Source organism: Azospirillum sp. B2RO_4 (assembly GCF_051124815.1).
Classification (GTDB): domain Bacteria; phylum Pseudomonadota; class Alphaproteobacteria; order Azospirillales; family Azospirillaceae; genus Azospirillum.
Genome location: NZ_CP118485.1, coordinates 888,183 through 914,559 on the forward strand (window position 1 = coordinate 888,183; position 26,377 = coordinate 914,559).

23 protein-coding genes, 1 tRNA gene and 2 pseudogenes are annotated in these 26,377 nt (G+C 68.2%); 22 read left to right on the forward strand and 4 right to left on the reverse strand.

Going from position 1 to position 26,377, the window contains the following annotated elements:
* Nucleotides 1–19 precede the first annotated feature (19 nt).
* Nucleotides 20–952, forward strand: coding sequence for a 50S ribosomal protein L3 N(5)-glutamine methyltransferase (gene prmB / locus PWS46_RS04150; protein ID WP_434618429.1), 933 nt, complete (start codon nucleotides 20–22; stop codon nucleotides 950–952).
* Between the two features lie 67 nt (nucleotides 953–1,019).
* Complete coding sequence (locus PWS46_RS04155; RefSeq protein ID WP_434618431.1) at nucleotides 1,020–1,754, forward strand: hypothetical protein; 735 nt, start codon at nucleotides 1,020–1,022, stop codon at nucleotides 1,752–1,754.
* Between the two features lie 37 nt (nucleotides 1,755–1,791).
* Here PWS46_RS04155 and PWS46_RS04160 read toward each other — a convergent pair whose 3' ends face one another.
* On the reverse strand, nucleotides 1,792–2,136 hold the full coding sequence (locus PWS46_RS04160; RefSeq protein WP_434618434.1) for an HNH endonuclease: 345 nt from the start codon (nucleotides 2,134–2,136) through the stop codon (nucleotides 1,792–1,794).
* Nucleotides 2,137–2,141: 5 nt separating this feature from the next.
* On the opposite strand from PWS46_RS04160, the gene PWS46_RS04165 reads away from it, so the two are divergent.
* Nucleotides 2,142–2,420: a hypothetical protein gene (locus tag PWS46_RS04165; protein WP_434618437.1), complete on the forward strand. Its 279-nt coding sequence runs from the start codon at nucleotides 2,142–2,144 to the stop codon at nucleotides 2,418–2,420.
* A gap of 60 nt (nucleotides 2,421–2,480) precedes the next feature.
* Here PWS46_RS04165 and carA read toward each other — a convergent pair whose 3' ends face one another.
* Nucleotides 2,481–3,653: a glutamine-hydrolyzing carbamoyl-phosphate synthase small subunit gene (gene carA, locus PWS46_RS04170; RefSeq protein ID WP_434618440.1), complete on the reverse strand. Its 1,173-nt coding sequence runs from the start codon at nucleotides 3,651–3,653 to the stop codon at nucleotides 2,481–2,483.
* Nucleotides 3,654–4,040: 387 nt separating this feature from the next.
* On the opposite strand from carA, the gene PWS46_RS04175 reads away from it, so the two are divergent.
* The 12 genes and pseudogenes from PWS46_RS04175 (at nucleotide 4,041) to PWS46_RS04230 (ending at nucleotide 15,607) form a co-directional block, all read left to right on the forward strand.
* Nucleotides 4,041–4,505 carry a GatB/YqeY domain-containing protein gene (locus PWS46_RS04175; RefSeq protein WP_434618443.1) on the forward strand — a complete coding sequence of 155 codons (465 nt, stop codon included), beginning with the start codon at nucleotides 4,041–4,043 and terminating at the stop codon, nucleotides 4,503–4,505.
* A gap of 96 nt (nucleotides 4,506–4,601) precedes the next feature.
* A complete protein-coding gene (locus PWS46_RS04180) occupies nucleotides 4,602–5,198 on the forward strand; it encodes a Uma2 family endonuclease (protein WP_434618446.1) in 597 nt (198 codons plus the stop codon).
* A gap of 128 nt (nucleotides 5,199–5,326) precedes the next feature.
* Nucleotides 5,327–5,503 (forward strand): annotated as a pseudogene (locus PWS46_RS04185) (CHC2 zinc finger domain-containing protein); the annotation flags it as partial.
* Nucleotides 5,504–5,998: 495 nt separating this feature from the next.
* A pseudogene (locus tag PWS46_RS04190) lies at nucleotides 5,999–6,118 on the forward strand (hypothetical protein); the annotation flags it as partial.
* 366 nt (nucleotides 6,119–6,484) lie between these two features.
* Complete coding sequence (gene dnaG / locus PWS46_RS04195; protein WP_434619894.1) at nucleotides 6,485–8,179, forward strand: DNA primase; 1,695 nt, start codon at nucleotides 6,485–6,487, stop codon at nucleotides 8,177–8,179.
* Nucleotides 8,180–8,377: 198 nt separating this feature from the next.
* Entirely contained in the window at nucleotides 8,378–10,381 is a 2,004-nt protein-coding gene (gene rpoD, locus PWS46_RS04200) for an RNA polymerase sigma factor RpoD (protein WP_434618449.1), read from the forward strand.
* A gap of 132 nt (nucleotides 10,382–10,513) precedes the next feature.
* Nucleotides 10,514–10,589, forward strand: a tRNA-Ile gene (locus tag PWS46_RS04205).
* Between the two features lie 212 nt (nucleotides 10,590–10,801).
* Nucleotides 10,802–11,956, forward strand: coding sequence for an efflux RND transporter periplasmic adaptor subunit (locus tag PWS46_RS04210; protein WP_434618452.1), 1,155 nt, complete (start codon nucleotides 10,802–10,804; stop codon nucleotides 11,954–11,956).
* The gene (locus tag PWS46_RS04215; RefSeq protein WP_434618455.1) at nucleotides 11,953–13,086 is read left to right on the forward strand and encodes an ABC transporter permease; all 1,134 of its coding nucleotides are present in this window, start codon (nucleotides 11,953–11,955) and stop codon (nucleotides 13,084–13,086) included. Before PWS46_RS04210 ends, PWS46_RS04215 begins: the two co-directional genes overlap by 4 nt.
* A 4-nt stretch (nucleotides 13,087–13,090) precedes the next feature.
* Nucleotides 13,091–13,780, forward strand: a complete 690-nt coding sequence (locus PWS46_RS04220; protein ID WP_434618458.1) for an ABC transporter ATP-binding protein — start codon at nucleotides 13,091–13,093, stop codon at nucleotides 13,778–13,780.
* 370 nt (nucleotides 13,781–14,150) lie between these two features.
* On the forward strand, nucleotides 14,151–14,660 hold the full coding sequence (locus PWS46_RS04225) for a sigma-70 family RNA polymerase sigma factor (protein ID WP_085089022.1): 510 nt from the start codon (nucleotides 14,151–14,153) through the stop codon (nucleotides 14,658–14,660).
* Nucleotides 14,660–15,607 (forward strand): anti-sigma factor family protein, encoded by a 948-nt coding sequence (locus PWS46_RS04230; protein ID WP_434618462.1) that lies wholly within the window; start codon nucleotides 14,660–14,662, stop codon nucleotides 15,605–15,607. Before PWS46_RS04225 ends, PWS46_RS04230 begins: the two co-directional genes overlap by 1 nt.
* 27 nt (nucleotides 15,608–15,634) lie before the next feature.
* Here PWS46_RS04230 and PWS46_RS04235 read toward each other — a convergent pair whose 3' ends face one another.
* The gene (locus tag PWS46_RS04235) at nucleotides 15,635–16,288 is read right to left on the reverse strand and encodes an alpha/beta hydrolase (protein WP_434618465.1); all 654 of its coding nucleotides are present in this window, start codon (nucleotides 16,286–16,288) and stop codon (nucleotides 15,635–15,637) included.
* Between the two features lie 142 nt (nucleotides 16,289–16,430).
* Between PWS46_RS04235 and PWS46_RS04240 the strand changes: the two genes are divergently transcribed.
* The 7 genes from PWS46_RS04240 to PWS46_RS04270 all read left to right on the forward strand — a co-directional run bounded on the left by PWS46_RS04240 (nucleotide 16,431) and on the right by PWS46_RS04270 (nucleotide 24,523).
* Complete coding sequence (locus PWS46_RS04240; RefSeq protein WP_434618468.1) at nucleotides 16,431–17,249, forward strand: SRPBCC family protein; 819 nt, start codon at nucleotides 16,431–16,433, stop codon at nucleotides 17,247–17,249.
* On the forward strand, nucleotides 17,246–18,427 hold the full coding sequence (locus PWS46_RS04245) for a zinc-dependent alcohol dehydrogenase (protein ID WP_434618471.1): 1,182 nt from the start codon (nucleotides 17,246–17,248) through the stop codon (nucleotides 18,425–18,427). Before PWS46_RS04240 ends, PWS46_RS04245 begins: the two co-directional genes overlap by 4 nt.
* Nucleotides 18,428–18,447: 20 nt before the next feature.
* On the forward strand, nucleotides 18,448–18,702 hold the full coding sequence (locus tag PWS46_RS04250) for a hypothetical protein (protein ID WP_149197263.1): 255 nt from the start codon (nucleotides 18,448–18,450) through the stop codon (nucleotides 18,700–18,702).
* 335 nt (nucleotides 18,703–19,037) lie between these two features.
* On the forward strand, nucleotides 19,038–21,035 hold the full coding sequence (gene treZ, locus PWS46_RS04255) for a malto-oligosyltrehalose trehalohydrolase (RefSeq protein ID WP_434619897.1): 1,998 nt from the start codon (nucleotides 19,038–19,040) through the stop codon (nucleotides 21,033–21,035).
* 13 nt (nucleotides 21,036–21,048) lie between these two features.
* Nucleotides 21,049–23,100: an amylo-alpha-1,6-glucosidase gene (locus tag PWS46_RS04260; RefSeq protein ID WP_434618475.1), complete on the forward strand. Its 2,052-nt coding sequence runs from the start codon at nucleotides 21,049–21,051 to the stop codon at nucleotides 23,098–23,100.
* Between the two features lie 578 nt (nucleotides 23,101–23,678).
* A complete protein-coding gene (locus PWS46_RS04265) occupies nucleotides 23,679–24,029 on the forward strand; it encodes a hypothetical protein (RefSeq protein ID WP_434618478.1) in 351 nt (116 codons plus the stop codon).
* Nucleotides 24,030–24,160: 131 nt separating this feature from the next.
* Entirely contained in the window at nucleotides 24,161–24,523 is a 363-nt protein-coding gene (locus PWS46_RS04270) for a hypothetical protein (protein ID WP_434618481.1), read from the forward strand.
* Between the two features lie 30 nt (nucleotides 24,524–24,553).
* On the opposite strand, the gene PWS46_RS04275 is transcribed toward PWS46_RS04270, so the two are convergent.
* On the reverse strand, nucleotides 24,554–26,101 hold the full coding sequence (locus tag PWS46_RS04275) for a polysaccharide deacetylase family protein (RefSeq protein WP_434618483.1): 1,548 nt from the start codon (nucleotides 26,099–26,101) through the stop codon (nucleotides 24,554–24,556).
* Nucleotides 26,102–26,377 lie beyond the last annotated feature (276 nt).

Genomic DNA, 26,377 nt, shown 5'->3' on the forward strand with positions numbered 1-26,377 from the left:
TGACCGGAGCCAGCGCCCCGTGACCAGCAAGCACACCGCCGCCACAGCCGCCGCCGAGCTGTCGACCATCCGCGATTTCCTGCGCTACGGCGTCAGCCGCTTCAACGAGGCCGATCTGGATTACGGCCACGGCACCACCACGGCCTTCGACGAGGCGGTGTTCCTGGTGCTGGAGACGCTGCACCTGCCGGTCGATCAGCTCGACCCCTATCTGGACTCCCGGCTGACCGCGGCGGAGCGCGAGGCGGTGGCCGGCATCCTCCATGCCCGCATCGACACCCGCAAGCCGGCACCCTACCTGCTGAACAAGGCCTATATCCAGGGCATCCCCTTCTATGTGGACGAGCGGGTGATCGTCCCGCGCTCCTACATCGGGGAACTGCTGTTCTCCGACCTGTTCGGCGGCGACGACTTCACGCTGGTGGAGGATCCGACCTCGGTGGAGCGGGTGCTGGATCTGTGCACCGGCTCCGGCTGCCTCGCCATCCTGGCCGCCCGCATCTTCCCCGAGGCCCAGGTGGACGCCGTCGACCTGTCGCCCGACGCGCTGGAGGTGGCGAAGCGCAACGTCGCCGACAGCGGCTTCGAGGACCGCATCACCCTGCACCAGGGCGACCTGTTCGCGCCGCTGAAGACGCGCAAGTACGACGTCATCATCACCAACCCGCCCTATGTCGATGCCGAGGCGATGGACGCCCTGCCGCCGGAATTCCGCGCCGAGCCGGAGATGGCGCTGGCCGGCGGCGACGACGGGCTGGACATCGTCCGCCGCATCCTGAAGGAAGCGCCCAAGCACCTGACCCCCGAGGGCGGCCTCCTGTGCGAGTTCGGCACCGGCCGCGAGATTCTGGAGGCGGAGTATCCGCACCTGGATTTCCTGTGGCTGCAGACCGCCAACAGCTTCGGCGAGGTGTTCTGGCTGACGCGGGAGCAGCTGAAGGCGGGGAAGTAGGCGGGTGGGGCGCATCCGCCCTTCCATATCTCTTGTCGGCGAACGGTTTCCCGGTAACAGTGCTGGGATGACCGTTCGCCTCCTGTTCCTTAGCCTTTTGGGGCTCCTGCTGGGTCTCCCTCTCGCGGCGATGCCGGCTGCGGCGCAGTCAAGCGGCTGCGGCGGCTTTCCGCCGACCAAGCTGACGCTCGACACCGTGCTGGCGCCGATCAAGCGCGACGACAGCCTGTCGATCGCCCAGCTCACCCGGCTTCCGGGGCGGACGCCGGGGCCGGTCAGCACCGCCGACAGCCATGTGCTGGGGCTGACCCAGGCGCGTTATGGCGAGCAGTCACAGGTGCAGGCGCTGTTCAAGTCGATGGGCGACGGCACCTATTGTGCCTCGGCCAGCACCCTGACCATCAGTTTCGGTTTCCAGCAGCGCATCGTCCATGTCGCCAGCGAAATCCCCGCCGACTCCTGCCTGCATGGCGAGGTTCTGGCGCATGAGATGCGCCATGTCGCGGTGGACGAGGCGTTGCTGAACGAGATGATGCCGCAGATCCGCAGCCGTCTGGAGCAGGTGATCGACGGGATGAAGCCGGTGCGCTCGCGCAGCCAGACCCAGGCGATGGCGGCGATCCGCCGTCCGCTCGAATCGGCGATGCGGCGGATCATGCAGGAGTTCGGCCGCGAGCGCGACCGCCGGCAGGCCAAGGTCGACACGGTGGAGGAGTATGAGCGGGTCAGCCGCGTCTGCAACGGCGAGGCCCGCAACTATCTGCCGAAGCCGGCTGCGCGTCGGGCGATGCGCCACGGCTAGAGTGCGATCGGTTCAGACGGAATCGTCTGAAGCGTGGTCAGCGCTTGCGCCGCCGCCGGTCGGTGGCATGGCCGTCGACGAACTCCGGCGGCTTGCGGCGGACCCAGCCGATGAAGGCGGCGATGTCGGGATGGCCGCGCAGCGCATCGATCTCGTGATACTGGTCGCGCAGCTGCTGTTCGGTCAGCACCGCGTGGATCTTCGCATGACAGATGCGGTGCATCGTTACCGTTTCCCGGCCGCCATAGGTGCGCGGGATCAGGTGATGCTCGTTCAGGCTGGCGCCCGGCACCATCGGCCGGCCGCAGAGCGGGCAGGCAGGGCAATCGGACTCGGCGGCCGGCGGTGGCTTGTGGGAAAACGGATGATCCGGAAGACGCATATCTGTTGGAACCGCTGATCGCTGCCTATGTTGGCAATCTAGGAGAGACCATATTCCATATGGTCCGCAACCTCCGGGAGGCCACTGTGGACGATCCCAAATCACAGCCCCGTGAACAGAAAAGCGGCAACGAGAAAGCTGCCGACTGCACCCAATACGGCCAGGCCGCCGGATCGCCCGGCGGGCGTGGCGGCACCAGCTGCTACGGCGGCATCCAGCGGGTCCAGCCGCGCACGGCGACCGCGACAACGCTGGCCCCTGACAAGGACCGCAACCCCAAATAGGAAAAGGGGGAGCCGCGCGAACGGCTCCCCCTTTTTTCATGACCTGCCGACGATTGGAGGTCAGGCCGCCTTCTTCTCGGCGATCAGCTGGACGAAGCGGTCGAACAGGTAATGGCTGTCCTGCGGGCCGGGCGAGGCTTCCGGGTGGTACTGCACCGAGAAGACCGGCTTGCCCTTCAGGCGGATGCCCTCGTTGGTGCCGTCGAACAGGCTGACATGGGTGACCTCGGCGTCGGCCGGCAGGGTCTCCGGAACGACGACGAAGCCGTGGTTCTGGCTGGTGATCTCCACCCGGCCGCTGGCGAGGTCCTTGACCGGATGGTTGGCGCCGCGATGGCCCAGCGGCATCTTGGTGGTCTTGGCGCCCAGCGCCAGCGACAGCATCTGGTGACCCAGGCAGATGCCGAACATCGGCACGCCGGTGTCGAGCAGGCCCTTGATGGTCGGCACGGCATATTCGCCGGTTGCGGCGGGGTCGCCGGGGCCGTTGGACAGGAAGACGCCGTCCGGCTGGTGGCGCATCACGTCCTCGACCGAGGCGGTCGACGGCACCACCGTCACCTTGCAGCCGGCCGCGGCGAGGCAGCGGAGGATGTTGCGCTTGGCGCCGTAATCGATGGCGACGACATGGTACTGCGGCTTGTCCTGGGTGGCATAGCCGCCGCCGATGGTCCAGCCGGCCTCGGTCCAGTCGTAGGTCTGGCGGCAGGACACGTCCTTGGCCAGATCCATGCCTTCCAGGCCCGGCCAGCCCTTGGCCTTGGCGACCAGCGCCTCGATGTCGAACTTGCCGTCCGGCGCATGGGCGACGACGCCGTTGGGCGCGCCCAGGTCGCGGATGCGGCGGGTCAGGCGGCGGGTGTCGACGCCGGCCAGACCGACGAGGCCATAGCTCTTCAGCCAGTCGTCCAGGTGGCGGGTGGCGCGCCAGTTCGACGGGTCGGTGATGTCGGCGCGCAGGATCAGGCCGCGGGCGGCCGGGGTGACCGTCTCGATGTCCTCAAGGTTGGCGCCGGTGTTGCCGATGTGCGGGAAGGTGAAGGTGATGATCTGGCCGGCATAGCTGGGATCGGTCAGGATCTCCTGATAGCCGGTCATGGAGGTGTTGAAGCACACCTCGCCCACCGAATCCCCCGTGGCGCCGATGCCTCGGCCGCGGAACACCGTGCCGTCGGCCAGGACCAGGACGCCGGTGTGAACCGCATTGTCGGAGGGGGGAGTGGCGAGAGTCATTCCTGTGAACCTTCCCAAAAACCGCGGCCGGCGACGGATCGGGTGATCGGCGGAACGGCGACGGCCTAGCGTCCCGCCGGGCGCGCACACGCAACCGCTCGCACCCCATATCCGCCCTGGAGGGCGACGACGTGGGATCGAGTGGGCTGATCGGGTGGGCCGGACATCCTATATGACGATTGGCCGCCGGATTTCCAGCAATAGCTTTGCAAGGCGGCCCTGATCCGCCGACAAGGACGGAGGGTTCCGGGCGGCCATTCGCCGGATGGGGCTTTTGCCATGGAAATCGGCGGCCGTTTTCGGAATAGTCGGCTGTCCGGCCGGAGCCTTTCGATCCCGGCCCGCTCCCGGCCCGCTCCCGGCCCGACGAACCAAGGAAGACAGGACATGACGCTGCGCACGCAGTTCAACGACAGCCTCAAGGATGCGATGCGCGCGAAGGACCAGCGCGCGGTGTCCACCATCCGCATGATCCTCGCCGGCCTGAAGGACCGCGACATCGCCGCCCGCCCGCGCGGCGTGACCGACGGCATCGACGAGGCGGAGATCCTGTCGATGCTGCAGGCCCTGGTGAAGCAGCGCAACGAATCGGCGGTGCTGTACGATCAGGGCGGCCGTCCCGAACTGGCCCAGCAGGAGCGCGAGGAGATCGCGGTCATCGAACGCTTCCTGCCCAAGCAGATGAGCGAGGAGGAGTCCGCCGCCGCCATCGACGCCATCGTTACCGAACTGGGCGCCGCCAGCATCAAGGACATGGGCAAGGTGATGGCCGAACTGAAGGCCCGCCACGCCGGCCAGATGGACTTCGCCAAGGCCGGCGCTCTGGTGAAGGCGCGGCTTTCGGGCAAGTAAGGCCGGGCAAGGAAGGGGTGCTGGCCGCCGCGGGGCGACTCAGGCTAGGCTTGAGGTCCGATGCCCCGCGCGGCAGACGGGCAGGAGGACGGTGGAATGGTCGCGGTCCGCAAATCCAGCTTCTCGGGCATGACCGTCGCGGAGTTCCTGGACTGGAACGGCGACGGCACCGACACGCGCTATGAACTGGTGAACGGCGAACCGCGCGCCATGGCGCCGGCGAGCATCACGCACTGCATCCTGCAGAGCACCGTCGCCCGCCTGATCGGCAACCATCTGGCCGACCGCGCCCCCGGCTGCCATGTCGTGACCGCGCCGGGCGTGCAGCCCCGCGTCCGCTCCAGCCACAACATGCGCATCCCCGATCTGGGCGTGACCTGCACCCCGGATGAACGGGGACTGCGCACGCTGCCCGATCCGGTCCTGCTGATCGAGATCCTCTCGCCCAGCAACGAGGCCGAGATCTGGGAGAATGTCTGGACCTACACCACGCTGCCGTCGGTTCGCGAGATCCTGGTGCTGTGGACGGCCGGGATCGGTGCGGAGCTTCTGCGGCGGCAGGCGGATGGCAGCTGGCCGGAGAGCCCGTTGGTGATCATGGCGGATGACGTGCTGGGTCTGGAAAGCATCGGCTATGAAGTCCCTCTGCACACGCTCTACGCCGGGACGCATCTCCTCAGGCTGCCGGACTGACCTGCGCCATCTGCCCCCTTGGGGCCGGCGGCGCTGGTTCCCATACTATGCCTCTGCTATAGCCTAGCGCCCATTGCCCATCCCTTGCTCCCGCCCATCGTCCTTCGTACCCCGGTGACCGTTCGACCATGGCCTTCCCGCCCCAATTCCTGGAAGAACTGCGCACCCGGCTGACCCTGTCGGAAGTGGTTTCCAAGCGGCTGCGGCTGATCCGCGCCGGCCGCGAGTACAAGGCCCCCTGTCCCTTCCACAATGAGAAGTCGCCGTCCTTCTACGTCAACGACCAGAAGGGATTCTTCCATTGCTTGGCGGCGGAAACCCCAGTGATCCTGCCGGATGGGGTACGTCCGATAGCGGAGCTTGCGGGCACAACCCAGACGGTTCTGACGCGCGGTGGGAAATGGGTTTCGGCGGACTTCAAATCCTACGGCATTCAAAAGCTCATGCGTGTCACATTGACACGCAATGGGCAGACCAAGGTGTTGCACGCTACCGCAGGTCATCGGTGGTTCGTCCGAGGCGTTATTGGCGACGTGTTGACCAGCCAGCTTCGCCGTGGCCACCGGTTGGAGGCGGTTCTGCCGGAGCCGCGGTGCGACTGGTCTCTCGATCCCAACGGTATTACCCATGGCATCGTGTTTGGCGACGGTTCCGTCGTAAAAGGATACGGCCATGTTCATCTGCATGGTGAAAAGGACAAGGTGTTGGCCGGTTGGTTTCCGGATCGGACGCCGCAGCCAAAGCTGACCGAGCATGGCAAGCCTTATCTGCGCGTTTACGGCGGCAAGGCATTCGGACACATGAAGGCGCTGCCGGCTCTGAACGACAGCACCGATTCTTACTTGCTTGGTTTTTTGGCAGGCTACATCGCTGCCGACGGTCATGTGGCGAAGGATGGCACTGTTATGCTCCACAGTGCCAACCGGGCACATCTGGAGTGGGTCCGCACCGCCGCTCTTCGTTTGGGGATCGGTACTTATGGCATAACCGCAGCGAATCGCCGCGGGTTGGCGGCGGAACCCTGCGACATCTTCCGCATCCATTTTGTGCCGTCCACCATGGACGCGTCGCTGTTCCTCGGCGATCAGGCGCGGGAACGGTACGAGCAAGCCCGAAAGTCCTTTGCCCGTCTGCGCTGGGTCGTGGAATCCGTCGAGGAAACCGATCGGGAGGAAGAGGTGTTCTGCGCCGAAGTTCCCGGTGAGCATGCCTTCGCGCTGGAAGACAATATCCTCACCGGCAATTGCTTCGGTTGCGGCGCCCATGGCGACATCATCGGTTTCGTCATGCGCCACGACAATCTCGGCTTCCCCGACGCGGTCGAGCATTTGGCCGGCGAGGCCGGCTTGCCGGTTCCGCGCCCGACGGAGGAGGACCGGCAGCGCTACGAGCGGCGCAAGACCCTGCATGACCTTGTCGAACAGGCGGCGCGCTGGTTCGAGCAACAGCTGCACACGCCCGCCGGGCGGCCGGGGCTGGACTATTTCATGCGGCGCGGGCTGGACGGCGAGACCATCGCCCGCTTCCGACTGGGCTATGCCCCCGGCGATTCGAACGCGCTGCGGACATATCTGGGCAAGCAGGGCTTTTCCGACGAGGACATGGTCAATGCCGGACTGCTGAAACGGCCGGACGACGGCCGGGCGCCCTACAGCTTCTTCCGCAACCGCGTGATGTTCCCGGTCACCGACCGGCGCGGGCAGGTGGTCGCCTTCGGCGGGCGCATCCTGGAGGGCGACGGGCCGAAATACGTCAACACTGCCGACACCCCGCTCTTCCACAAGGGCACGCTGCTCTACGGCCTGTCGCGGGCGCGGCAGGCGGCGGCGGACGGTAAGCCGGTGATCGTCGCCGAAGGCTATATGGATGTGATCGCGCTGGTCCGCGCCGGCTTCGAGGGCGCCGTGGCGCCGCTGGGCACCGCCCTGACCGAGACCCAGGTGCAGGAGCTGTGGAAGCTGATCCCGGCGGCGGAGAAGGTGCCCTTCCTGTGCTTCGACGGCGACAATGCCGGCCGGCGTGCGGCGTGGCGGGCGGTGGAGCGTATTTTGCCGCACCTCGCCCCCGGACAGTCGGCCCGCGTCGCCTTCCTGCCGGAGGGCGAGGACCCCGACAGCCTGATCCGCGCCCAGGGGCCGAAGGCGATGGGCGCGGTGCTGGAGGCCGCCATCCCGCTGTCCGACGCCCTGTGGCGGATGGAGAGCGAAGGCCGGCCGACCGACACGCCGGAGGCCAAGGCCGCGGTGAAAGCGGCGCTGGAGGCGCGCGTCGCCACCATCGCCGACCGCGACGTCCAGAGCTTCTACCGCACCGAGATGCGCCGCCGCGTCGACGAGGCCTTCGCCCCGGTGCGCCAGGGCTACAATCGCGGCCCCTGGGTGCCGGGGCAGGGACGGGGCCGTTTCGGCGAGGCGCCGCGCCGCCATGTGCCGGGGACGCCGGGCCGCCTGACCTCCAAGCCGGTGGGGGAAGGGCGGGGCCGCGCCTCGCGCCTCGCCTCGATGCGGGAGCGGATCCTGCTGGCGACGCTCATCAATCATCCGGACTTGTTCGGCGAACTGGCCGAGCCGCTGGGTCTGTTGCCATTCGGTGACCCGGAGCTGGAAAAACTGCGCTGGGCGGTCATTGAATGCCTGTCAGACGAGCGCAATCACGACTCGACACTTGACGCCGCTGCGCTTTGTCGCCACTTGTCATCCGCCGGCCATGAGACGATGGTCGGTGCTTTGCTAGGCGAGTCGACCTATGTCCATGCCGGCTTCGCCCGTCCGGACGCCTCTACGGAGGACGCCAGGAAGGGATGGTGGCCTGCGTGGCGGCATCTGCATCACGAGCGGGTGCTCGACGATCTTAGGGAAGCGAAGGCGGCTCTGACCCGTGACAACAGCGAGGCCAACTTCGCGAGGGTCGTGGCTCTTCAGCAGGAGGTCATAAAGTCCGGTCTGGGTATCGCGGACGACAGTGACTTTGACGATGTCTGACGGTTGATGACTCATATCATCGGCAATCGGGCAACGGTTGATGGGACGCAGGGCAACAGGACGGGGCCGCATGACAGTTTCTGTGATGGCGGGTTCTGGGTAGATACATGGTTGGGGGTGGGGCGGACGGGCCGGGCAACCGGGACCGGGCGCTCCTTTCGTCTTTATTCAATGGGGTAATGCGGGGGCACCGATCGCATGGCCACGAAAGCTGCGAACAGCGTGGAAGTTTCCGAAACGCGGGAGGAATCCGCAGACGGTCCTCTGATGGACGGCATGGGTTTGGCCGTCAAGAAGATGATCGCCCGCGGCAAGGAGCGCGGGTATGTCACCTATGACGAGCTGAACGCAGCGCTGCCGCAGGATTCGTCCTCGTCCGAGCAGATCGAAGACACGATGGCGATGCTGTCCGAGATGGGCATCAACATCGTCGAATCGGAAGAGCAGGATTCGGAGAACAGCGGCGAAGGGGCCGGCGAGGGCGAAGGCCGTTCGTCGGGCAACCTCGACGACGACGACATCGGCCGCACCGACGACCCCGTGCGCATGTACCTGCGCGAGATGGGTTCGGTGGAACTGCTGTCGCGCGAAGGCGAAATCGCCATCGCCAAGCGGATCGAGGCCGGCCGCGAGATGATGATCGGCGCGATCTGCGAATCGCCCCTGACCATCCGCGCCATTCTGGAGTGGCATGATTCCCTGATGGAAGGGAAGATGCTGCTGCGCGACATCATCGATCTGGACGCCACCTATGGCGGCGGCCCGGACGGCGAGGAGATGCCGGAGGGGCTGGCCGAGGCGGTCGAGACCGCAGGATCCGCCGGTGCCGCTCCCGCGTCCGAAGCGCCGGCCGAGGAGGAAGGCGACGAACCGCGTCCGCCGCGCGCCGAAGGCGAGGGCGACGAGGGCGAGGAAGGCGACGAGGGCGAGAACAGCCTGTCGCTCTCCGCGATGGAAGCCGCGCTGAAGCCGCAGGTCATCGAGACCTTCGAGAACATCAAGGCGACCTACGACAAGCTGCACAAGCTGCACGAGGCCCGCATGGCCGCGATGCAGCGCGGCGAGGATGTCGGCAAGCAGACGGACAAGAAGTACGACAAGCTGAAGCTCGAAATGGTCGAGCTGATGAACACCGTCCGCCTGAACAACCAGCGCATCGAACAGCTGGTCGAGCAGCTCTATGGCCTGAACCGCAAGCTGACCGGCTTCGAAGGCCGCCTGCTGCGCATGGCCACCGAGTGCCGGGTGAAGCGTGAGGACTTCCTGAACCAGTATTTCGGCCACGAGTTGGACCCGAACTGGCTGGAGCGCATCCGCGGCCTGAACCCCAAGACCTGGGGCAAGTTCGCGGAGAAGTACGACGGCGACATCCGCAAGACGCGCGAGGCGATCTCCAACGTCGCCGAGGAAGCGCGCCTGCCGATCAACGAGTTCCGCCGCATCGTCTCCACCGTCCAGAAGGGCGAGAAGGAAGCGAGCCGCGCCAAGAAGGAAATGGTCGAGGCCAACCTGCGTCTCGTCATCTCCATCGCCAAGAAGTACACGAACCGCGGCCTGCAGTTCCTGGACCTGATCCAGGAGGGCAACATCGGCCTGATGAAGGCGGTCGACAAGTTCGAGTACCGGCGCGGCTACAAGTTCTCGACCTACGCCACCTGGTGGATTCGTCAGGCGATCACCCGCTCCATCGCGGACCAGGCGCGGACCATCCGCATCCCGGTCCACATGATCGAGACGATCAACAAGCTGGTCCGCACCAGCCGCCAGATGCTGCACGAGATCGGCCGCGAGCCGACCCCGGAAGAGCTGGCCGAGCGTCTGATGATGCCGCTGGAGAAGGTCCGCAAGGTCCTGAAGATCGCCAAGGAGCCGATCTCCCTCGAAACGCCGATCGGCGACGAGGAGGATTCGCATCTCGGCGATTTCATCGAGGACAAGAACGCGGTCCTGCCGCTCGACGCCGCCATCCAGGCGAACCTGCGCGAGACGACGACCCGCGTCCTGGCCTCGCTGACGCCGCGCGAGGAGCGCGTGCTGCGCATGCGCTTCGGCATCGGTATGAACACCGACCACACGCTGGAAGAGGTCGGCCAGCAGTTCAACGTGACCCGCGAGCGCATCCGCCAGATCGAGGCGAAGGCGCTGCGCAAGCTGAAGCACCCGTCGCGGTCGCGCAAGCTGCGCAGCTTCCTGGATACCTGATTGGAAGCGTTCCGGTATGAGACGAAGCGGGGGCCGTTTGGCCCCCGTTTTCGTTTTCGGACTTCCGCGTCGGAACGATGAACGAGGGGTTGCATTTCCCCGAAGCTTTGTCGCAAAGTGCGCCCCGCGGTAGGGCCTGTAGTTCAGCGGTTAGAACGCGCCGCTCATAACGGTGTTGTCGTCGGTTCGAATCCGGCCGGGCCCACCACGCTTTCCAGAGGTTTCCGACAGGCTGTCGGCCCCTCGTCCCCGTCGCGGATCGCGTCGGATAAGACACCCCATCTCCTTGGACTTGATCTGGCAGCCTTCCGGTTGGCCTGCGGCGGTTCGCCCCGGTGCGTCGGTGACAATCTCACCGACGCGGGCGCGTGGCGGGGTGTATCGTTTGCACAACGGGGAACGGGCGAAGGGAATCCGGACATGCGTCGGCTGCGGCTCGGGCTCGCGCTGCTCCTGATTCTCGGCCTCCTGGCCGGCGGGGCCTGGGCGTTGTGGCTGCGTCCGCTGGCGGTGCCGGTCGCGGCGGCGGAGGGCGAGGTGCCCTTGGAGGTCTACGGCATCGGCACAGTGGAGGCGCGGGTGCGCTCCGCCGTCGGGCTGGAGGTCGCCGGCACGCTCACGGAGCTGTTCGCCGACCACGGCGACCGCGTGCCGCAGGGCGCTGTGCTCGCCCGCCTTGACACCAGCCAGCAGGACGCCCGCGTCGCCGAGGCCAAGGCCGCCGTCGGGCAGGCGCGCGCCGCGCGCGCCAGGGCGGAGGCCACCATCCTCAAGGCGCATTCACTGCTCGACAAGCGCCGGCAGGCCGCCGGACGACGGCAGCAACTGCTGGTCAAGGGCAGCGTGTCGGTGGAGGTGGCGCAGGACAGCGCCGCCGACCTGCGCGTCGCCGAAGCGGAACTGACGGTGGCGCAGTCGGATCTCGCGGTGGCCGAAGCCGCCATTGCCGATTCCGAGGCGCGGCAGCGTTACGAATCCGCGCGGCTCGACCGCTACACGCTGACCGCCCCGTTCGACGCGTTGGTGATCGCCCGCCACAAGGAATTGGGTGCCGCCGTCAATCCGGGCGAGCCGCTGTTCACCCTGATCGCCCCGGACAGCGTCTGGGCGCTGGTCCACATCGATGAGGCCTCGGCCGGCGACCTCGTGGAAGGGCAGGTGGCGACGGTGCGGCTGCGTTCGCTTCCCGGCGGGACCTTTCGGGCGCGCGTGACGCGCATCGAGCTGGAAAGCGACCGTGTCACCGAGGAGCGGAAAGTCTATCTGAAATGCGAGGTCTGCCCGCCGCGCGTCTACCTTGCCGAGCAGGTCGAGGCGACCATCGCGGTGGGCCGCCTGCCGCGCGCCGTGCTTGTGCCGCAGGTGGCGGTCGACCGCTTCGACGGACGGAGCGGCACGGTGTGGACCGTCGAGGACGGCCGCCTTGCCCGCCGCGCGCTGAGTTTCGGCCGGCGCACGCTGGACGGCCGGCTGGAGGTGACCGGCGGCCTCCCCGATGGCGCGCGGCCGGTGGTCGCCGCGGTGCCCGGCCTGCGCGAGGGCCGGCGCGCCGATCCGCTGGGGACGCCGCCATGAACCTCGCGTTGCGCGATGTCCGCCACAACCTCGGCCGCTTCCTGCTGACCTGCCTGGGGCTGAGCCTGTTGCTGGGCGTCGTTCTGTCGATGATCGGCATCTACCGTGGGCTGGTGGACGAGGCGCTGATCCTGGTGCGCGCGCCCGGCGCCGAGCTGTGGATCGTCGAATCCGGCACCCGCGGCCCGTTTGCCGAGGCCTCGCGCATTCCCGGCGACACGCGCGACGCGGTGGCGCGGTTGGCCGGGGTGGCGGCGGCGGGGTCGCTCACCTTCCAGTCGGTGGAAACCGCGCACCGCGGGCGGACGTTGCGCCTGTACGTGGTCGGCTACGAGCCTGGCCGGCCCGGCGAGCCGAAGCGCCTCGCCGCCGGGCGGCCGATCACCCGCAGCCACTACGAGATGCTCGCCGACCGCCGCGCCGGTCTGGAGATCGGCGAGCGGGTGCGGCTGGGGCGGGATTCCTACGAGGTGGTGGGGCTGACCGAGGGAATCGTCGCTTCGGGCGGCGATCCGGTGGTCCATCTGACGCTGAAGGACAGCCAGCGCCTGCAGTTCGAGCTGGACCCGCCCGCCGCCCGGCGCGAATTGGCGCGCGGCGCCCGCCCGGCCGGTCTCGACACCGTGAACGCGGTGGTGGCGCGGATGCTGCCCGGCATGCCGGCGGCCGGCGTCGCGGCGGAGGCGGCGCGCTGGAAGCATCTCGGGGCGCTGACGCAGGAGGACCAGGAAGGGCTGTTGCTGAAATCGGTGGTCGAGAAGGCGCGCCGGCAGATCGGTCTGTTCACGGCGATCCTGCTGGCGGTATCGGCCGTGGTGATCGCGCTGATCCTCTACACGCTGACCATGGACAAGGTGAAGGCCATTGCCACGCTCAAGCTGATCGGCGCACCGGACCGCACCATCGTCGCTCTGATCGTGCAACAGGCGCTGGCCATGGGGATCATTGGCTGGAGTACCGGCACGCTGCTCATTCTGGTCGCCAAGGATCACTTTCCGCGCCGCCTGCTGCTGCTGCCGGAGGACGCGCTGATGCTGGGCGCGGCGGTGCTGGTCCTGTGCGTGGCGGCGAGCGGACTTGGCGTGCGCCTGGCGCTCAAGGTCGATCCGGCCACGGCGCTGGGAGGGTAGGGCGATGGCGCCGCCGCTCGTCGAGCTTCGGGGAATCGCCAGGACCTATGGCCGCGGCGAGACCGCGGTGCATGCGCTGAAGGACACCGACCTGCGGGTCTATCCGGGGCAGGTGGTCGGGCTGCTCGGCCCCAGCGGATCGGGCAAGACGACCCTGCTGAACCTGATCGGCTGCATCGTCGAGCCGACGCGGGGCCGCCTGGACCTCGATTGCGAGACGGTCTACGACGGCCGCTGGCTTCGATCCGACCTGCGCCGGCTGCGGCTGGAGAAGATCGGTTTCATCTTCCAGTTCCACAACCTGCTGCCGTTCCTCACCGCCGAGGAGAATGTCGCGGTGGCGCTCGACCTTGCCGGGGTTCCCGGCGTCGAGGCGCGGCGCCGCGCGCGGGCGTTGCTGGACTATCTGGAGGTGGGACACCGCGGCGCGACGCTGCCGTCGCGCCTGTCGGGTGGGGAGGCGCAGCGCGTCGCCATCGCCCGCGCGCTCGCCAATCGACCACGCATCATTCTGGCCGACGAGCCGACGGCGGCCCTCGACTCCGGGCGCGCCGCCATGGTGATGGACCTGCTGCGCCGGCTCGCCATCGAACAGCAGGCCGCGATCCTGGTCGTCACGCACGACGAGACGATCTTCGGCCGTTTCGACTGCACGGTGACGTTGCGCGACGGGCAGGTCGTCTCCAGCGGGTGAAGGAATACGGCACGGTCCACATCCGCATGATTGCCGCCGTTGCCGAAGGCCGAAGACCCTCCACTTTTCCAGGGCAACTCCCGGGTGGGCATATCCCATCCGATCATCGACCCAGCCGCCCCTGAAGCCTTTTCGGCACAAGCGTGGCCGTACCGCACAAATTTTGCTGCAAGCCTGACAAAGTCTGGAATAAAGGATGCGCGGCGCGCGTTCGCACCCATATGCATCGGGTCCCCATTTCGGCCGCAGGGTCGAGTGAGCCGGCCCGGCCCTGGAGTTGCGGCGCCCTCGTCGTCCCGTCCGGCCTCTCGCTGGAAGGGGGAGTCCATGGCGTGAGCCTTGGCGTTACCGGTAAGGAACGGGTGCGCGGTTGAGCAAATTCGGGGTCGATCTGGAAGTCCACATCGCGTCCTTGCGGCGCTACGCGCGTGCGTTGCTGCGCAACGGTGCGGATGCGGAGGATCTGGTGCAGGAGGCGCTGACGCGCGCGGTGGCGCGCGCCGACAGCTTCCAGGCGGGGACGAACCTGCGGGCATGGCTTTTCACCATCCTGCACAACGTTCACGTCAATCAGGTCCGTTCCAAGGCCGCCCGGCCGCAGGAGGTCGACGTCGCCGACGTCGAATCGAAGCTGGTCAGCCCGGCCCGGCAGGAAGAGCGTGTCGAACTGCGCGAGATGATGCGCGCGGTCGACGAGTTGCCGGAGGAACAGCGCAAGGTGCTGCTTCTGGTGGCGCTGGAGGGCCTGAAATATGACGAGGTCGCCGACATGCTCGGCGTACCGATCGGGACCGTCATGTCGCGCCTGTCACGGGCGCGCGAGGCGGTGCGGGCGAAACTGGCGAACGAGGGTGGCGTCACCCTCCGGCGGGTGAAGTGATGAACGCGCATCAAGCGACTGGACGGGTCACGGAGGACGAACTCCACGCCTATGTGGATGGCCAGCTGGACGGCAACCGCCGCCTGGCGGTGGAGCGATGGCTTGCCGAGGATCCGGAGGCGGCGCGCCGGGCGGAGGATTACCGCGCCCAGGGGCTGCTGCTGCACGAGATGTTCGACACCGTCCTGCGCGAGCCGCCGAGCGACACGGTGCAGGAGCTGTCCGACAAGCTGAAGGGCCGCATCGCCCTCAACGACAACCGTCCGGCTTGGCATGCCCGCCCGCTGGTGCGGTTCGCCGCGGCGGTGATGCTGGTGGTCGCCGGTGCCGCCGGCGGCTGGATGGGCCGTGGCGAGGAGCAGCGCGCCGCCGCGCCGATCGCCCAGCAGCGCCAGACGCTGGCCACCTTCGCGGAGGAGGCCACGGAGGCCCACCGCTTCTACACCTCCGACGAACGCTTCCAGGTGGAATTGGGCGCCGACAATCAGGACGAGCTGAATGGCTGGCTGTCGAAGCGGATGGGCCGCGACGTGTTCGGCCCGGACCTCGGCCGCGTCGGCTTCCGGCTGATCGGCGGCCGCTCGCTGCCGACCGATCTCGGCGCCGGTGCCCAGTACATGTATGCCAACGACGCCAACAAGCGGATCACCCTGTTCGTCGGCGCGCCGCAGGCCGGCAACCCGTCGAAGTTCAGCTTCACCCAGAACGGCGACGTCTCGACCTTCTATTGGGTCGAGGGTCCGCTGGCTTATGCGCTGGCCGGCCGCCTGTCGAAGGAAGAGCTGCTGAAGATCGCCGAGGCCGTCTATGCCGACGTGAAGGCCGGCCCGCCGCGCCGCGAACCGCCGCCGGAGCAGCAGCCCCAGCAGCAACAGCAGCAACCGCAGCAGGACCATCCGCCGGGCGTGCAGCCGATCAGCGACACGCAGAAGGCGAAGGAAAGCTGAGGGAATGGGGGGAGCCGATGGCTCCCCTCAGCGTTTCTGCAGCAGAATCTCCTTCAGCCAGTCGCGCACCTCGCGGCAGACCGCTTCCGAGGTCTCGTCCAGGGCGTGGCCGGTGCCGGGGACCAGCACCAGCTTCTTGGGCTCGCGCGCCTTGCGGTGGACGTGAATGGAGCAGCTGGGCGGCAGGATCTCGTCCGCCTCGCCGTGGATCAGCAGGATGGGGCAGGACAGGTCGCCCACCGGGTCGGTGCCGTAGCCCTGGGTCGCCAGCGTCACCACCGTGCAGACGGCGCCGCGGTTCGATGCCGCCGCCTGGATGACCACCGCCCCGCCGAAGGAATGGCCGACCAGCGCCACATGGTGGATGCCCTGGCGGCCAAGAAGGCTCAGCCCGCACAGCAGGTCGTACACCGCTTCCTCCAGGTCTCGCGGGTCGCGGAAGCGCAGGCGCAGCGAGGCGATGCCGTCGGCGGTCAGGTCGGCGGCCAGCCGGGGATAGAGCCCGCGCGCCGGCGTGTCGAAGCCGCCGCCGACCCCGCCGACCCACAGCACCGCCAGTTCCCCGCCCGGCACCGGGTAATAACGGCCCTCGATCGGGCCACGGTCGGTTTCCAGCGTCACCGGCTGAATGCCTTCGGCGTCGGCGATGCCCATGGTGGCGTCCAGAAGCGGCACGGCCATTCTCCCTTCCGATCTTTGCTGCTGTAGATGCTAACAGTGGGAACGCCCCGCGGTTGCCGCATAGCGGGGCGGGCGAGGCAACGAAGCCGCAACCCGGCTGTTCTCTGTCGACAGGCATTGGACATTCGGGAAAGGAGCGGCGATGGCGTCGAACAGTTTGACCGGAGACGGCCGCTGGCCGCGGCCGGACACTCTCGGCTCGGGCTTGAGCCGGATCGGCGACCGGTTTGGGTCGGGCGAGGCCGCGACGGGCGGACGTTGGCTCGCGATGATGGGCGGCACGGCGCTGGGCGTGATGGGGCTGCAGCGGTCTGGTTGGGGCCGGGCGATGCTGGCGCTGGGCGGCGCCGGCCTGTTCGCCGTCGGCGCGCTTGGATTGCGGCCCTTCGGCGAGCGGTCCCTGCATGCCGCACCGACCTCGGCCTCCTGGCGTAGCCATGTCCCGGCCTCCCGCCGGCGGTCGCTGACGCCGGAGCGCACGCAGGCGGTCGTCACCATCGCGTCCGACCCTGGCGCGGTCTTCCGCTTCTGGCGCAACTTCGCCAACCTGCCGAAGCTGATGCCGCAGCTGGAGCGGGTCGACGTGCTGTCGGCCACCGAAAGCCGCTGGATCGCCAAGGCCGTCTCGGGCGGCGAGGGGCCGAGTTGGCGCTGCGTGCTCGACCGCGTCGACGAGGACCGGCTGCTGACCTGGCACACGGCGGGCGAGACGGCGCTGCCGCACCGCGCCTCGCTGATGCTGAGCCCGGCGCCGGGCGACCGCGGGACGGAGGTGCGGCTGACGCTGGTCTACCGCGTTCCGGCCACCGAGGTGGCGGCGCTTCTGGGCGTGACGCCGGAAGGGCAGGCGGAAGAGGCGCTGCGCCGGCTGAAACAGCGGGTGGAGACCGGTGAGCTGTCGACCATCGACCGGCAGCCGCGCGGCAATGGGTCGGGTAGTTTCCGGGAGGCGACGGAATGAAGGCGCTCTGCTGGAACGGAACCAACGACCTGCGGGTGGAGCGGGTGCCCGACCCGGTTCTGGTCAATCCGCATGACGTGATCGTCAAGGTGGCGCTGTCGTCGGTCTGCGGGTCGGACCTGCATCTGATCGACGGCTATGTCCCGACCATGCGGCCCGGCGACATCATCGGCCACGAATTCCTCGGCGAGATCGTGGAGAAGGGGCCGGAGGTCCGCTATCTCAACCGCGGCGACCGGGTCATCACCGTGTCGATCATCGGCTGCGGCCATTGCGGGCACTGCCGGCACGGCGAAAGCTCGCTGTGCGACAACTCCAACCCGAACCCGGACTATGCCCGCACCGCCTATGGCCATTGCGGCGCCGGCATCTTCGGCTACAGCCACGCCTTCGGCGGCTATGCCGGCAGCCATGCCGAGTACATCCGGGTGCCCTACGCCGACTTCAACGCCTTCCGCGTGCCGGAAGGGGTGAGCGACGAGAAGGCGGTCTTCGTGTCCGATGCCGTGCCGACCGGCTACATGGCCGCCGACATGGCCGGCATCAAGCCGGGCGACGTGGTGGCGGTGTGGGGCTGCGGCGGCGTCGGCCAGATGGCGATCCGCAGCGCCTATCTGCTGGGGGCGGAGCGGGTGATCGGCATCGACCGCGTTCCCGAACGGCTGCGTGCCGCCCAGATGAAGGCCGGGGCCGAAACGCTGGACTACAGCCGGGTCGACGTCTTCGACGCGCTGCAGGCGATGACCGGCGGACGCGGTCCCGACGTCTGCATCGACGCCGTCGGCATGGAGGCCGACAGCGCGTCGAACGCGGTGGAGGACCTCTACGACCGGGCCAAGCAGGCGGTGGGTCTGCAGACCGACCGGCCGGCGGTGCTGCGCCAGATGATCGAGAGCTGCCGCAAGGGCGGCACCCTGTCGATCGTCGGCGTCTATGGCGGGGTGATCGACAAGTTCCCGATGGGGGCGGCGATGAACAAGGCGCTGACCTTCCGCATGGGCCAGCAGAACGGCCAGCGCTATGCCGATCGCCTGTTCGAGCACATCCGCAACGGCGACCTCGACCCGTCCTATCTGATGACGCACCGGCTGCCGCTGGACGACGGTCCGCAGGCCTACCGCATGTTCAAGGAGAAGGCCGACGACTGCCTGCGCGTCGTCTTTGCCCCACAAGGCTAGAGTGAGAAGGGAGAGCCGCCATGGAACTGGTCTACGCTTATCCGGCCGAACGCGGCCGGGGTGTGGAGGCCGAGATCGTCGGCAGCCTGCGCGACCGCTTCGGCGACGTCGTCCAGCGGGGACGGGAGGAGCGCGACGCCGAACGCGGCGACCGTTCCGACGTGGTGGTGACGCTGGAGGTCACCGACGACAAGGTCGAAGCGGCGCTGACCGCGTTGCGCGCGCACCCGCTGGTGATCGACGCGGCGGCGCGGAGCTTCGGGGAGCGGGTGTGAGGAAGGTGGTTGGGTTCTTGATAAGTTAGACCCCCACCTAACCTCCCCCGCTCTCAGCGGACCTACGGTCCGCCTGCCGCGTCAGCACAAAGCAGAGCTTTGTGCGAGAGCTGGGCGGGGGAGGGACTGCCGCCGCTTTTCCGAACAAGCACTTACTCCCTCCCCCGCCCAGCGGGGGAGGGTTGGGGTGGGGGCATCGCCAGCCGACACTCCACCCCAAAACCCCAGCCCTGAAACAATTTTCAGCCCCTCCGCGACTACGCCACCCCACTCCTGTTGACCATCGCCACGAGGCAAGTCCGCTTCACTCATCCGGGGGACCGACCGCCGTGAAGATGTCCGCCGAAACACCGCCTGTCGAGCAGGCGCAGGCCACCGTCAAACGCCGCTGGCCCATCGGTGTGGAGTTGCTGCCCGGCGGCGCCCATGCGCGGGTCTGGGCGCCGAAGGCCGGGCGGGTGGAGCTTGTCACCGAACCCGACGGGCGGGCGACGGCGCTGGAGCGCGAGGGCAACGGCTATTTCTCCGGCACCGTGCCGGGGCTGGAGGCCGGCGGGCTCTACCGCTTCCGGCTGGATGGCGGCGACATGCTCTATCCCGACCCGATGTCGCGCTTCCAGCCCGACGGGCCGCATGGGCCTTCGCAACTGGTCGACCCGCACCGCTTCGCCTGGACCGACCAGGACTGGCAAGGCCGCGCCATCCGGGGCCAGGTCATCTACGAACTGCACATCGGCACCTTCACGCGGGAAGGCACCTGGGACGCGGCGCTGCGGGAGTTGCCGGCGCTGGCCGATCTCGGCGTGACGGTGCTGGAGGTGATGCCGGTGTCGGAGTTTCCCGGCCGCTTCGGCTGGGGCTATGACGGGGTGAACCTGTTCGCGCCGACGCGGCTCTATGGCGATCCCGACGCCATGCGGCGCTTCGTCGACGGGGCGCACCGGCTGGGCCTCGCCGTCATTCTCGACGTGGTCTACAACCACTTCGGCCCGGACGGCAATTACCTGAAATGCTTCGCCGACGATTACTTCACCGACCGCTACAAGAATGATTGGGGCGAGTCGATCAACTTCGACGGTCCCAACTCGGAGCCGGTGCGGGAGTTCTTCCTGTGCAACGCCGCCTGCTGGGTCGAGGAATACCATCTGGACGGGCTGCGGCTGGACGCCACCCAGTCGATCTTTGACAGCGGAGAACCGCACATCCTGACCGAGATTTCCCGTGCCGTGCGCAAGGCGGCCGGCGGGCGCGCCACCATCCTGGTGGGGGAGAACGAACCGCAGCATGCCAGCATGGTGAAGCCGGCCGACGAGGGCGGCTGCGGCCTGTGCGCCATCTGGAACGACGATCTGCACCATTCGGCGATGGTGGCGCTGACCGGTCGGAACGAGGCCTACTACAGCGATTATCGCGGCACGCCGCAGGAGTTCGTGTCGGCGATGAAGTACGGCTTCCTCTATCAGGGGCAGTGGTATCGCTGGCAGGGCAAGCGGCGCGGCATGCCGGCCTTCGCCATGCCGCGGCCGGCCTTCGTCAATTTCCTGCAGAACCACGACCAGATCGCCAACTCCGCCCGCGGATCGAGGCTGCATGCGCTGGCCACGCCGGGGCTGCTGCGGGCGATGACGGCGCTGATCCTGCTTGGTCCCGGCACGCCGATGCTGTTCCAGGGGCAGGAGTTCGCCGCCAGCGCCCCCTTCCTCTATTTCGCCGACCACAAGCCCGACCTCGCCGCGCTGGTCGAGGCGGGCAGGGCGGAGTTCCTGGCCCAGTTCCCCAGCATCGCGGGACCCGCAATGCGCACCGGCCTGCCCAAGCCGCAGGCGGAGGACAGCTTCACCCGCTGCAAGCTCGACCACCGGGAGCGGGAGACCAACGCCGAGGTGTGGACCATGCACCGCGACCTGCTGCGCCTGCGCCGGGAGGATCCGGTGTTCGCCGCCCAGCGCACCGGCGGGCTGGACGGCGCCGTGCTGGACGACGAGGCGTTCATCCTGCGCTTCTTCGGGGAGGAGGCGGGCGACGACCGTCTGGTCCTGGTCAATCTGGGCCGCGACCTGACGCTCCGCGCGCTGGCGGAGCCGCTGCTGGCCCCGCCGCTCGATGGCGCATGGCGGGTGCTGTGGTCCAGCGAGGAGCCCGTCTATGGCGGCAGCGGCACGGCGGCGGTGGAACAGCCCGACGGCGCGTGGCGGCTGCCCGGCCATGCGGCGCTGGTTCTGGGCCCCGCGCACGATTTTCCGATGAAAAGCGACCCAACAAAGAGCAACGAGGGCGGAGGCAACACAACCCCGGTCATCGTGGTTTCCCAAGGGTCGGAAACCGCTAGCTGAGCATAGGTCCATCATGGCTGATTTCGTCCGAAGGCTGTCGCGCGAGGTTCTGAACACCGGTCCGAACGGCGCGGAAACCCGTGAATGGCTGGTCGCCAACGGTCTCGGCGGCTATGCCTCCGGGTCGGTGTCGGGGGCGGTGACGCGGCGCTACCACGGGCTGCTGATCGCGGCGCTGCCGGCCCCGCTCGGCCGCGTTCTGATGCTGAGCCAGCTGAGCGACGTGGTCATCGACGCCGACGGCCGCAGCTATCGCCTCAGCAGCCGCGATACCGGCGGCGAACCGGACGATGGCGGGTCTCGGGAAGAAGGGCAGACCGCCGCCCTGCAGGAATTCCGCATGGAGGAAGGGCTGCCGGTCTGGCGTTTCCGTGCCGGCGGGGCGGTGATCGAGAAGCAGGTCGTCCTGCCGCACGGCCAGAACATCGTCCACGTCACCTATCGGGTGATGGAGGCGAAGGCGCCGGTGCAGCTGCGCCTGCGGCCGGTGATGGCCTTCCGCACGCTGGAATCGGCGGTCGACCGGCCGCTGGCCCGGGACTACCGCATCAGCGCGGCCGGGCAGCGCTACGAGGTCTCCGCCGGAGCCGACCTGCCGGTGCTGCGCATGGCGATCGAGGGCGGCGATTTCCCGATGACGCTCGACGGCGGCATCCGGCGCGACGTCTATTACCGGGTGGAGGACGAGCGCGGCTATCAGGCGCGCGGTTCGCTGTGGACTCCCGGCTATTTCAGCGGCGAGGTCGGGCCCGGCCAAAGCATCACCTTCGCCGCCGCGACCGAGGACTGGTGGCGGCTGGAGGCGCTGCCGCCGCCGGACGTTCTGGTGTTCGAGATGGAGCGGCGGCGGCGCATCATCCACAACGCCAATCCGGCCCTGCGCGACGGGGCGATGGCCGAACTGGTGCTGTCCGCCGACAGCTTCCTGTTCGTGCCGGCCGGCCGCGTCGCCGACCAGATGCGGGCGCGGGCCGAAGGCGACGAGGTGCGGACTGTGATCGCTGGCTATCACTGGTTCACCGACTGGGGCCGCGACACCATGATCGCGCTGGAAGGGCTGACGCTGGCCACCGGGCGCCATCTGGAGGCGGGGTGGATCCTGCACACCTTCGGCCATTACATCCGCGACGGCCTGATCCCCAACATGTTCCCCGACGGCAAGGACCGCGGGCTGTACCACACCGCCGATGCGACGCTGTGGTTCTTCCACGCGCTGCACCGCTATCTGGCCGCCACCGGCGACCGCGACACGCTGCGCCTGCTGCTGCCCAAGCTGCGCGAGGTGATCGACTTCCACCGCCGCGGCACCCGCTTCGGCATCGGCGTCGATCCGAAGGACGGGCTGCTGCGCCAGGGGCAGGAGGGCTACCAGCTGACCTGGATGGACGCCAAGGTCGAGGATTGGGTGGTGACGCCGCGCCGGGGCAAGGCGGTGGAGATCAACGCGCTGTGGCACAACGCCCTGCGGCTGATGGCCGGCTGGCTGCGCGAGGAGGACGGCGAGGCCGCCGCCCGCCCGCTGAGCGAACTGGCCGATCAGGCATACGCCTCCTTCAACGCGCGCTTCTGGTGTCCGTCGGCCGGCCACCTGTTCGACGTGGTGGATGGGGAGCATGGCGACGACATCGCCTGCCGGCCCAACCAGATCTTCGCCATCTCGCTCGACCATCCGGTGCTGGAGCGCGAGCGGTGGGAACCGGTGGTGGAGACGGTGCGCAGCCGCCTGCTGACACCTGTGGGCTTGAGGTCGTTGGCGCCGGGCTGCCGCGACTACAAGGCGAAGTATTTCGGCGACCTGCGGGCGCGTGACGCCGCCTATCACCAGGGCACCGTCTGGGGCTGGCTGATCGGCCCCTATGTCGATGCGTGGCTGAAGCTGCACCCGGAGGACAAGGCGGGAGCGCGGCGCCTGCTGGAGGGCTTCCTGCCGCATCTGGACGAGGCCGGCATCGGCACCATCAGCGAGATCTTCGACGCCGAGGCGCCCTTCACCCCGCGCGGCTGCATCTCCCAGGCCTGGAGCGTGGCGGAGGTTCTGCGCTGCTGGGCGAAGACGGAGAGCTAGGGGTTTCAAGCGGTTGCGGAGACCTTGCCTCTCCGAAGGTCATAGGGCGGCCGAAGAGGGCCGCCCCACCCGCAACGATGGTGGAATGCCCTTGGGAGCAGTTGTCAACAGGGCACAACAGGGTGTGAAATCGCAGGGTCGACCGGAATGTGACAGATTTCGGTTGACACGCGGCCAGGGCTCCAAGAGCCGGAAAATAGCGTTTTCTCTTACAAATCAGGCGCTTGCGTTATTTGCCTGATTTTTGGGCAAACACCGTAGCCCCCTTGAATCGCCTAGCGCGAATCGGGACTGCCCACGGCTTGCCCACACAGTTATCCACAGCCTCTGTGGAGACCGTCGGCTTTGCCGGCGGCCATGCCTTCCGTCGTGCCTGTTGGCCGGACCTGTACTTTCGATGCCCATGCTTTGGGCGGGGGCAGGGGTGGGGCTCTGCACAAGGGGGTAATCGTATTGGATTTTAGCCAGGCCGGAGAAAGCATCCTATAGTTCCCGCGTCGGTTCTCTCGGTACCCCGACTGAACCATCCTGAATGCAGCCGTACGGAGTGCGGAAAGACAGCCAGAGCGGAGGAGCCAATGCGGAGCGTTGTGCGGGGCGTCGCCGGCATGCCTTACCCGGCGGGCCGGTCGGGATGGGCGGCGAAGGATGCCGCCACGGCCGGACCTTCCGGACGCCCGCGGCGTGGCACCCTCGGCCTCCTGCCGTCCGTCGTCGGTCCCCTGCTGGCGGTATCGGTGCTGGGGGCGCTGATCCTGCATCTTCTGGCCGGTCTGGTTGCCCGGCTTCCCGCCACCGATGCGCTGGGCGCCTTGTCGGTGATGGTCGGGATGGCGGTCGTCCTGGTGACCCTGCTGCCCTTCGCACTGCTGTCCGTCAGGCGGGCGCAGCGGGCCTGGGCCGCCATGCAGGAGTCCTTCCGCCGCTGAGTCAGCCGTCCATAGGATTACCCCCGATAAGGATTCCGTTGCTCCGCGAGGCGTGCCCGCGTTTAATCGCGGGTGAGGGCGGCATTCGCCCTTCCTCCCGGCGAACCGGGACGGTTTTCCGGGGGCGCGGGATGGGGCTTTTCGATTTCCTGAAGGTCGCAGTGAAGGACAAGAAGGCGGCCAAGCCGGCTGCCCGCATGCCGGTCAGCGTCATCCAGTGCGACGGAAAAAGCTTTCCCATCGTGTCGCTGACGCCGAAGGGTTTCGTCGCCCGCGGCTTCGACGGGTCGCTGATCGTCGGCCAAAACGCCAAGGTGTCGGTGCGTGTCGACGATCCGGCCGGAAAATTCACCTTCAACGCGACCGTTTCGGTTGTCGAGGTCAAGGGCGACACCGTCGGCGCCACCTGGTCGATCCTGCCGACGGAAGTCGACGCGGTGATCCGTCAATATGCCCAGAACCGCAAAAAGCAGGACGGCAAGGCCGCCCGGTAAGGGAGCGGCCTACCCCTTACCGGCGGCCGGTTACTGGCGGTCGGTTGGCGTTCCGGCCACCGGCGAGGGCATGCCGGCATTGACGATCTTCGGCAGTGCCAGGACGCGCGCCCGCTCCAGCCATTCGGACAGGGTGACGAACTCGCAGCCCTTGGCCCGCAGCTCCGCGATCACGCGGGGCAGCGCCTGCGCCGTGCTGGCATAGGTGGAGTGCATCAGGAAGACGTTGCCCGGCAGGCCGCCCAGCTTGATCTGGCTGACGATCTTGTCGGCGTTGCGCACCTGCCAGTCGCGCGTGTCCACCGACCACAGGACGGAGCCCATATGCTCCTCCCGCACGATGGTCAGCAGTTCGTCCGAATAGCGGCCGTAGGGCGGGCGGAACAGCACCGGGTTGGCACCGAACTCGCGCAGGATGCGGTTGGTCTCCGTGATCTCGTAGCGGGCGCCGGCGGCGTCCATCTTGCGCAGGTCGGAATGGGTCAGGCTGTGGTTGCCGATCTCATGTCCGCCGGCGACGAAGTCGCGGATCAGATCCCCCTGCCGTTCGGCGATGCGGCCGACCGGGAAATAGGTGGCGCGCACGCCCTCGCGGTTCAGGATGTCCAGGACCTGACGGGTGACCGTGCGGTGCGGCCCGTCGTCGAAGGTCAGGGCGCAGAGGTTCCAGTTCTCCCGCTTCAGCGTCGCCGGCATCACGTCGTAACGCGAATCCGGCATCACCGAGCGCAGCCGGCCCTTGCGGCGGCTGTGCTGCTCGATGTCCGCCATGGTGCGGGCATCTTCCTCGTTGTAGATCACCAGGCCGTCGGCCGGCGGCAGGGCGGCGGCGACCGAGGGCGGCGGCAGCGGAGCGGCATTGGCGGAGCCGATCGGCGCCAGGACCGACGTGGTCGTCGTCGTCACCGTCTCGCGCTCCACGGCCGGCTGCGGCGGCTTGGCTTCGGGCAGCGGCGGCGCGACGGCCACGGTCACGGCCGGCGGCTTGGTCGCAGGCGACGGAACGAAGGCCGGTTCCGCCGGTGTCGCCGTCTGCACCGGGGCAAGCTCGGGAGCAGGCACGGTCTTTTCGGGAGCGGACTTTTCGGGAGCGGTCTTCGCCACCGTGACGGGTGCCACCGCGACGGGCGCCACTGTCGCGGGCGCCAGCGTGACGGGCGCCGGCGTCGCGGCCGGGGCCGGGCGGTCGACGACGAGGCAGCCGAAGCCGGCGCCGACGATCCGCCGGCACAACGCCCGCGCGTCGGTGCCCTTGGCGACCTGGGCGTAGAGCGCGACGCCGCCGGCCTCGCTCTTGCCGTCCAGCAGCATGACAGAGGCGGTCATCCCGGCCGTCAGCTCGCGCTCGCGCCGCTGCAGGTTCTTCCAGCTCCACCAGGCGTCGCCGTCGCCGGAATAGATGCCCAACTGCAGGACCGGGCCATCGGCTTGGGTGGTGGCCGGGGCGGCGGCCGGGGTCGGCGCCTTCTGCTCGACCTTGGCGGCGGTCTGGCGTTTGGCGGGCGATTCGGCGGCGTGGACGGGCAGGGCGGCAGGCAGTGCGATCGCGCAGGCCAGCAGTGCGGCCTTGAGAAGCACGCCGTGGCCGCCGGCCATCCGGAGGCTGGAACTTGGGGATGCGGCGTTCGGCCAGGAAATGCGCAACATATCGGTCCCGTTGCTTGGCCCAGCCACACTTTGCGGACCGCCGGTTGATGGCGGTGCAATATCATCCCGAAGGGGTTAATTCAAACGACAAGCGGCGAAATTATGGCGGCTTCGCCGCTTTTCACAGGGGCGTTGCCGTTCGGAAACGGTACCTCGACCGGCCATGCCCAAGCGGCGGGCACAGGCGTGCGAAGCGGCATGCCGGAA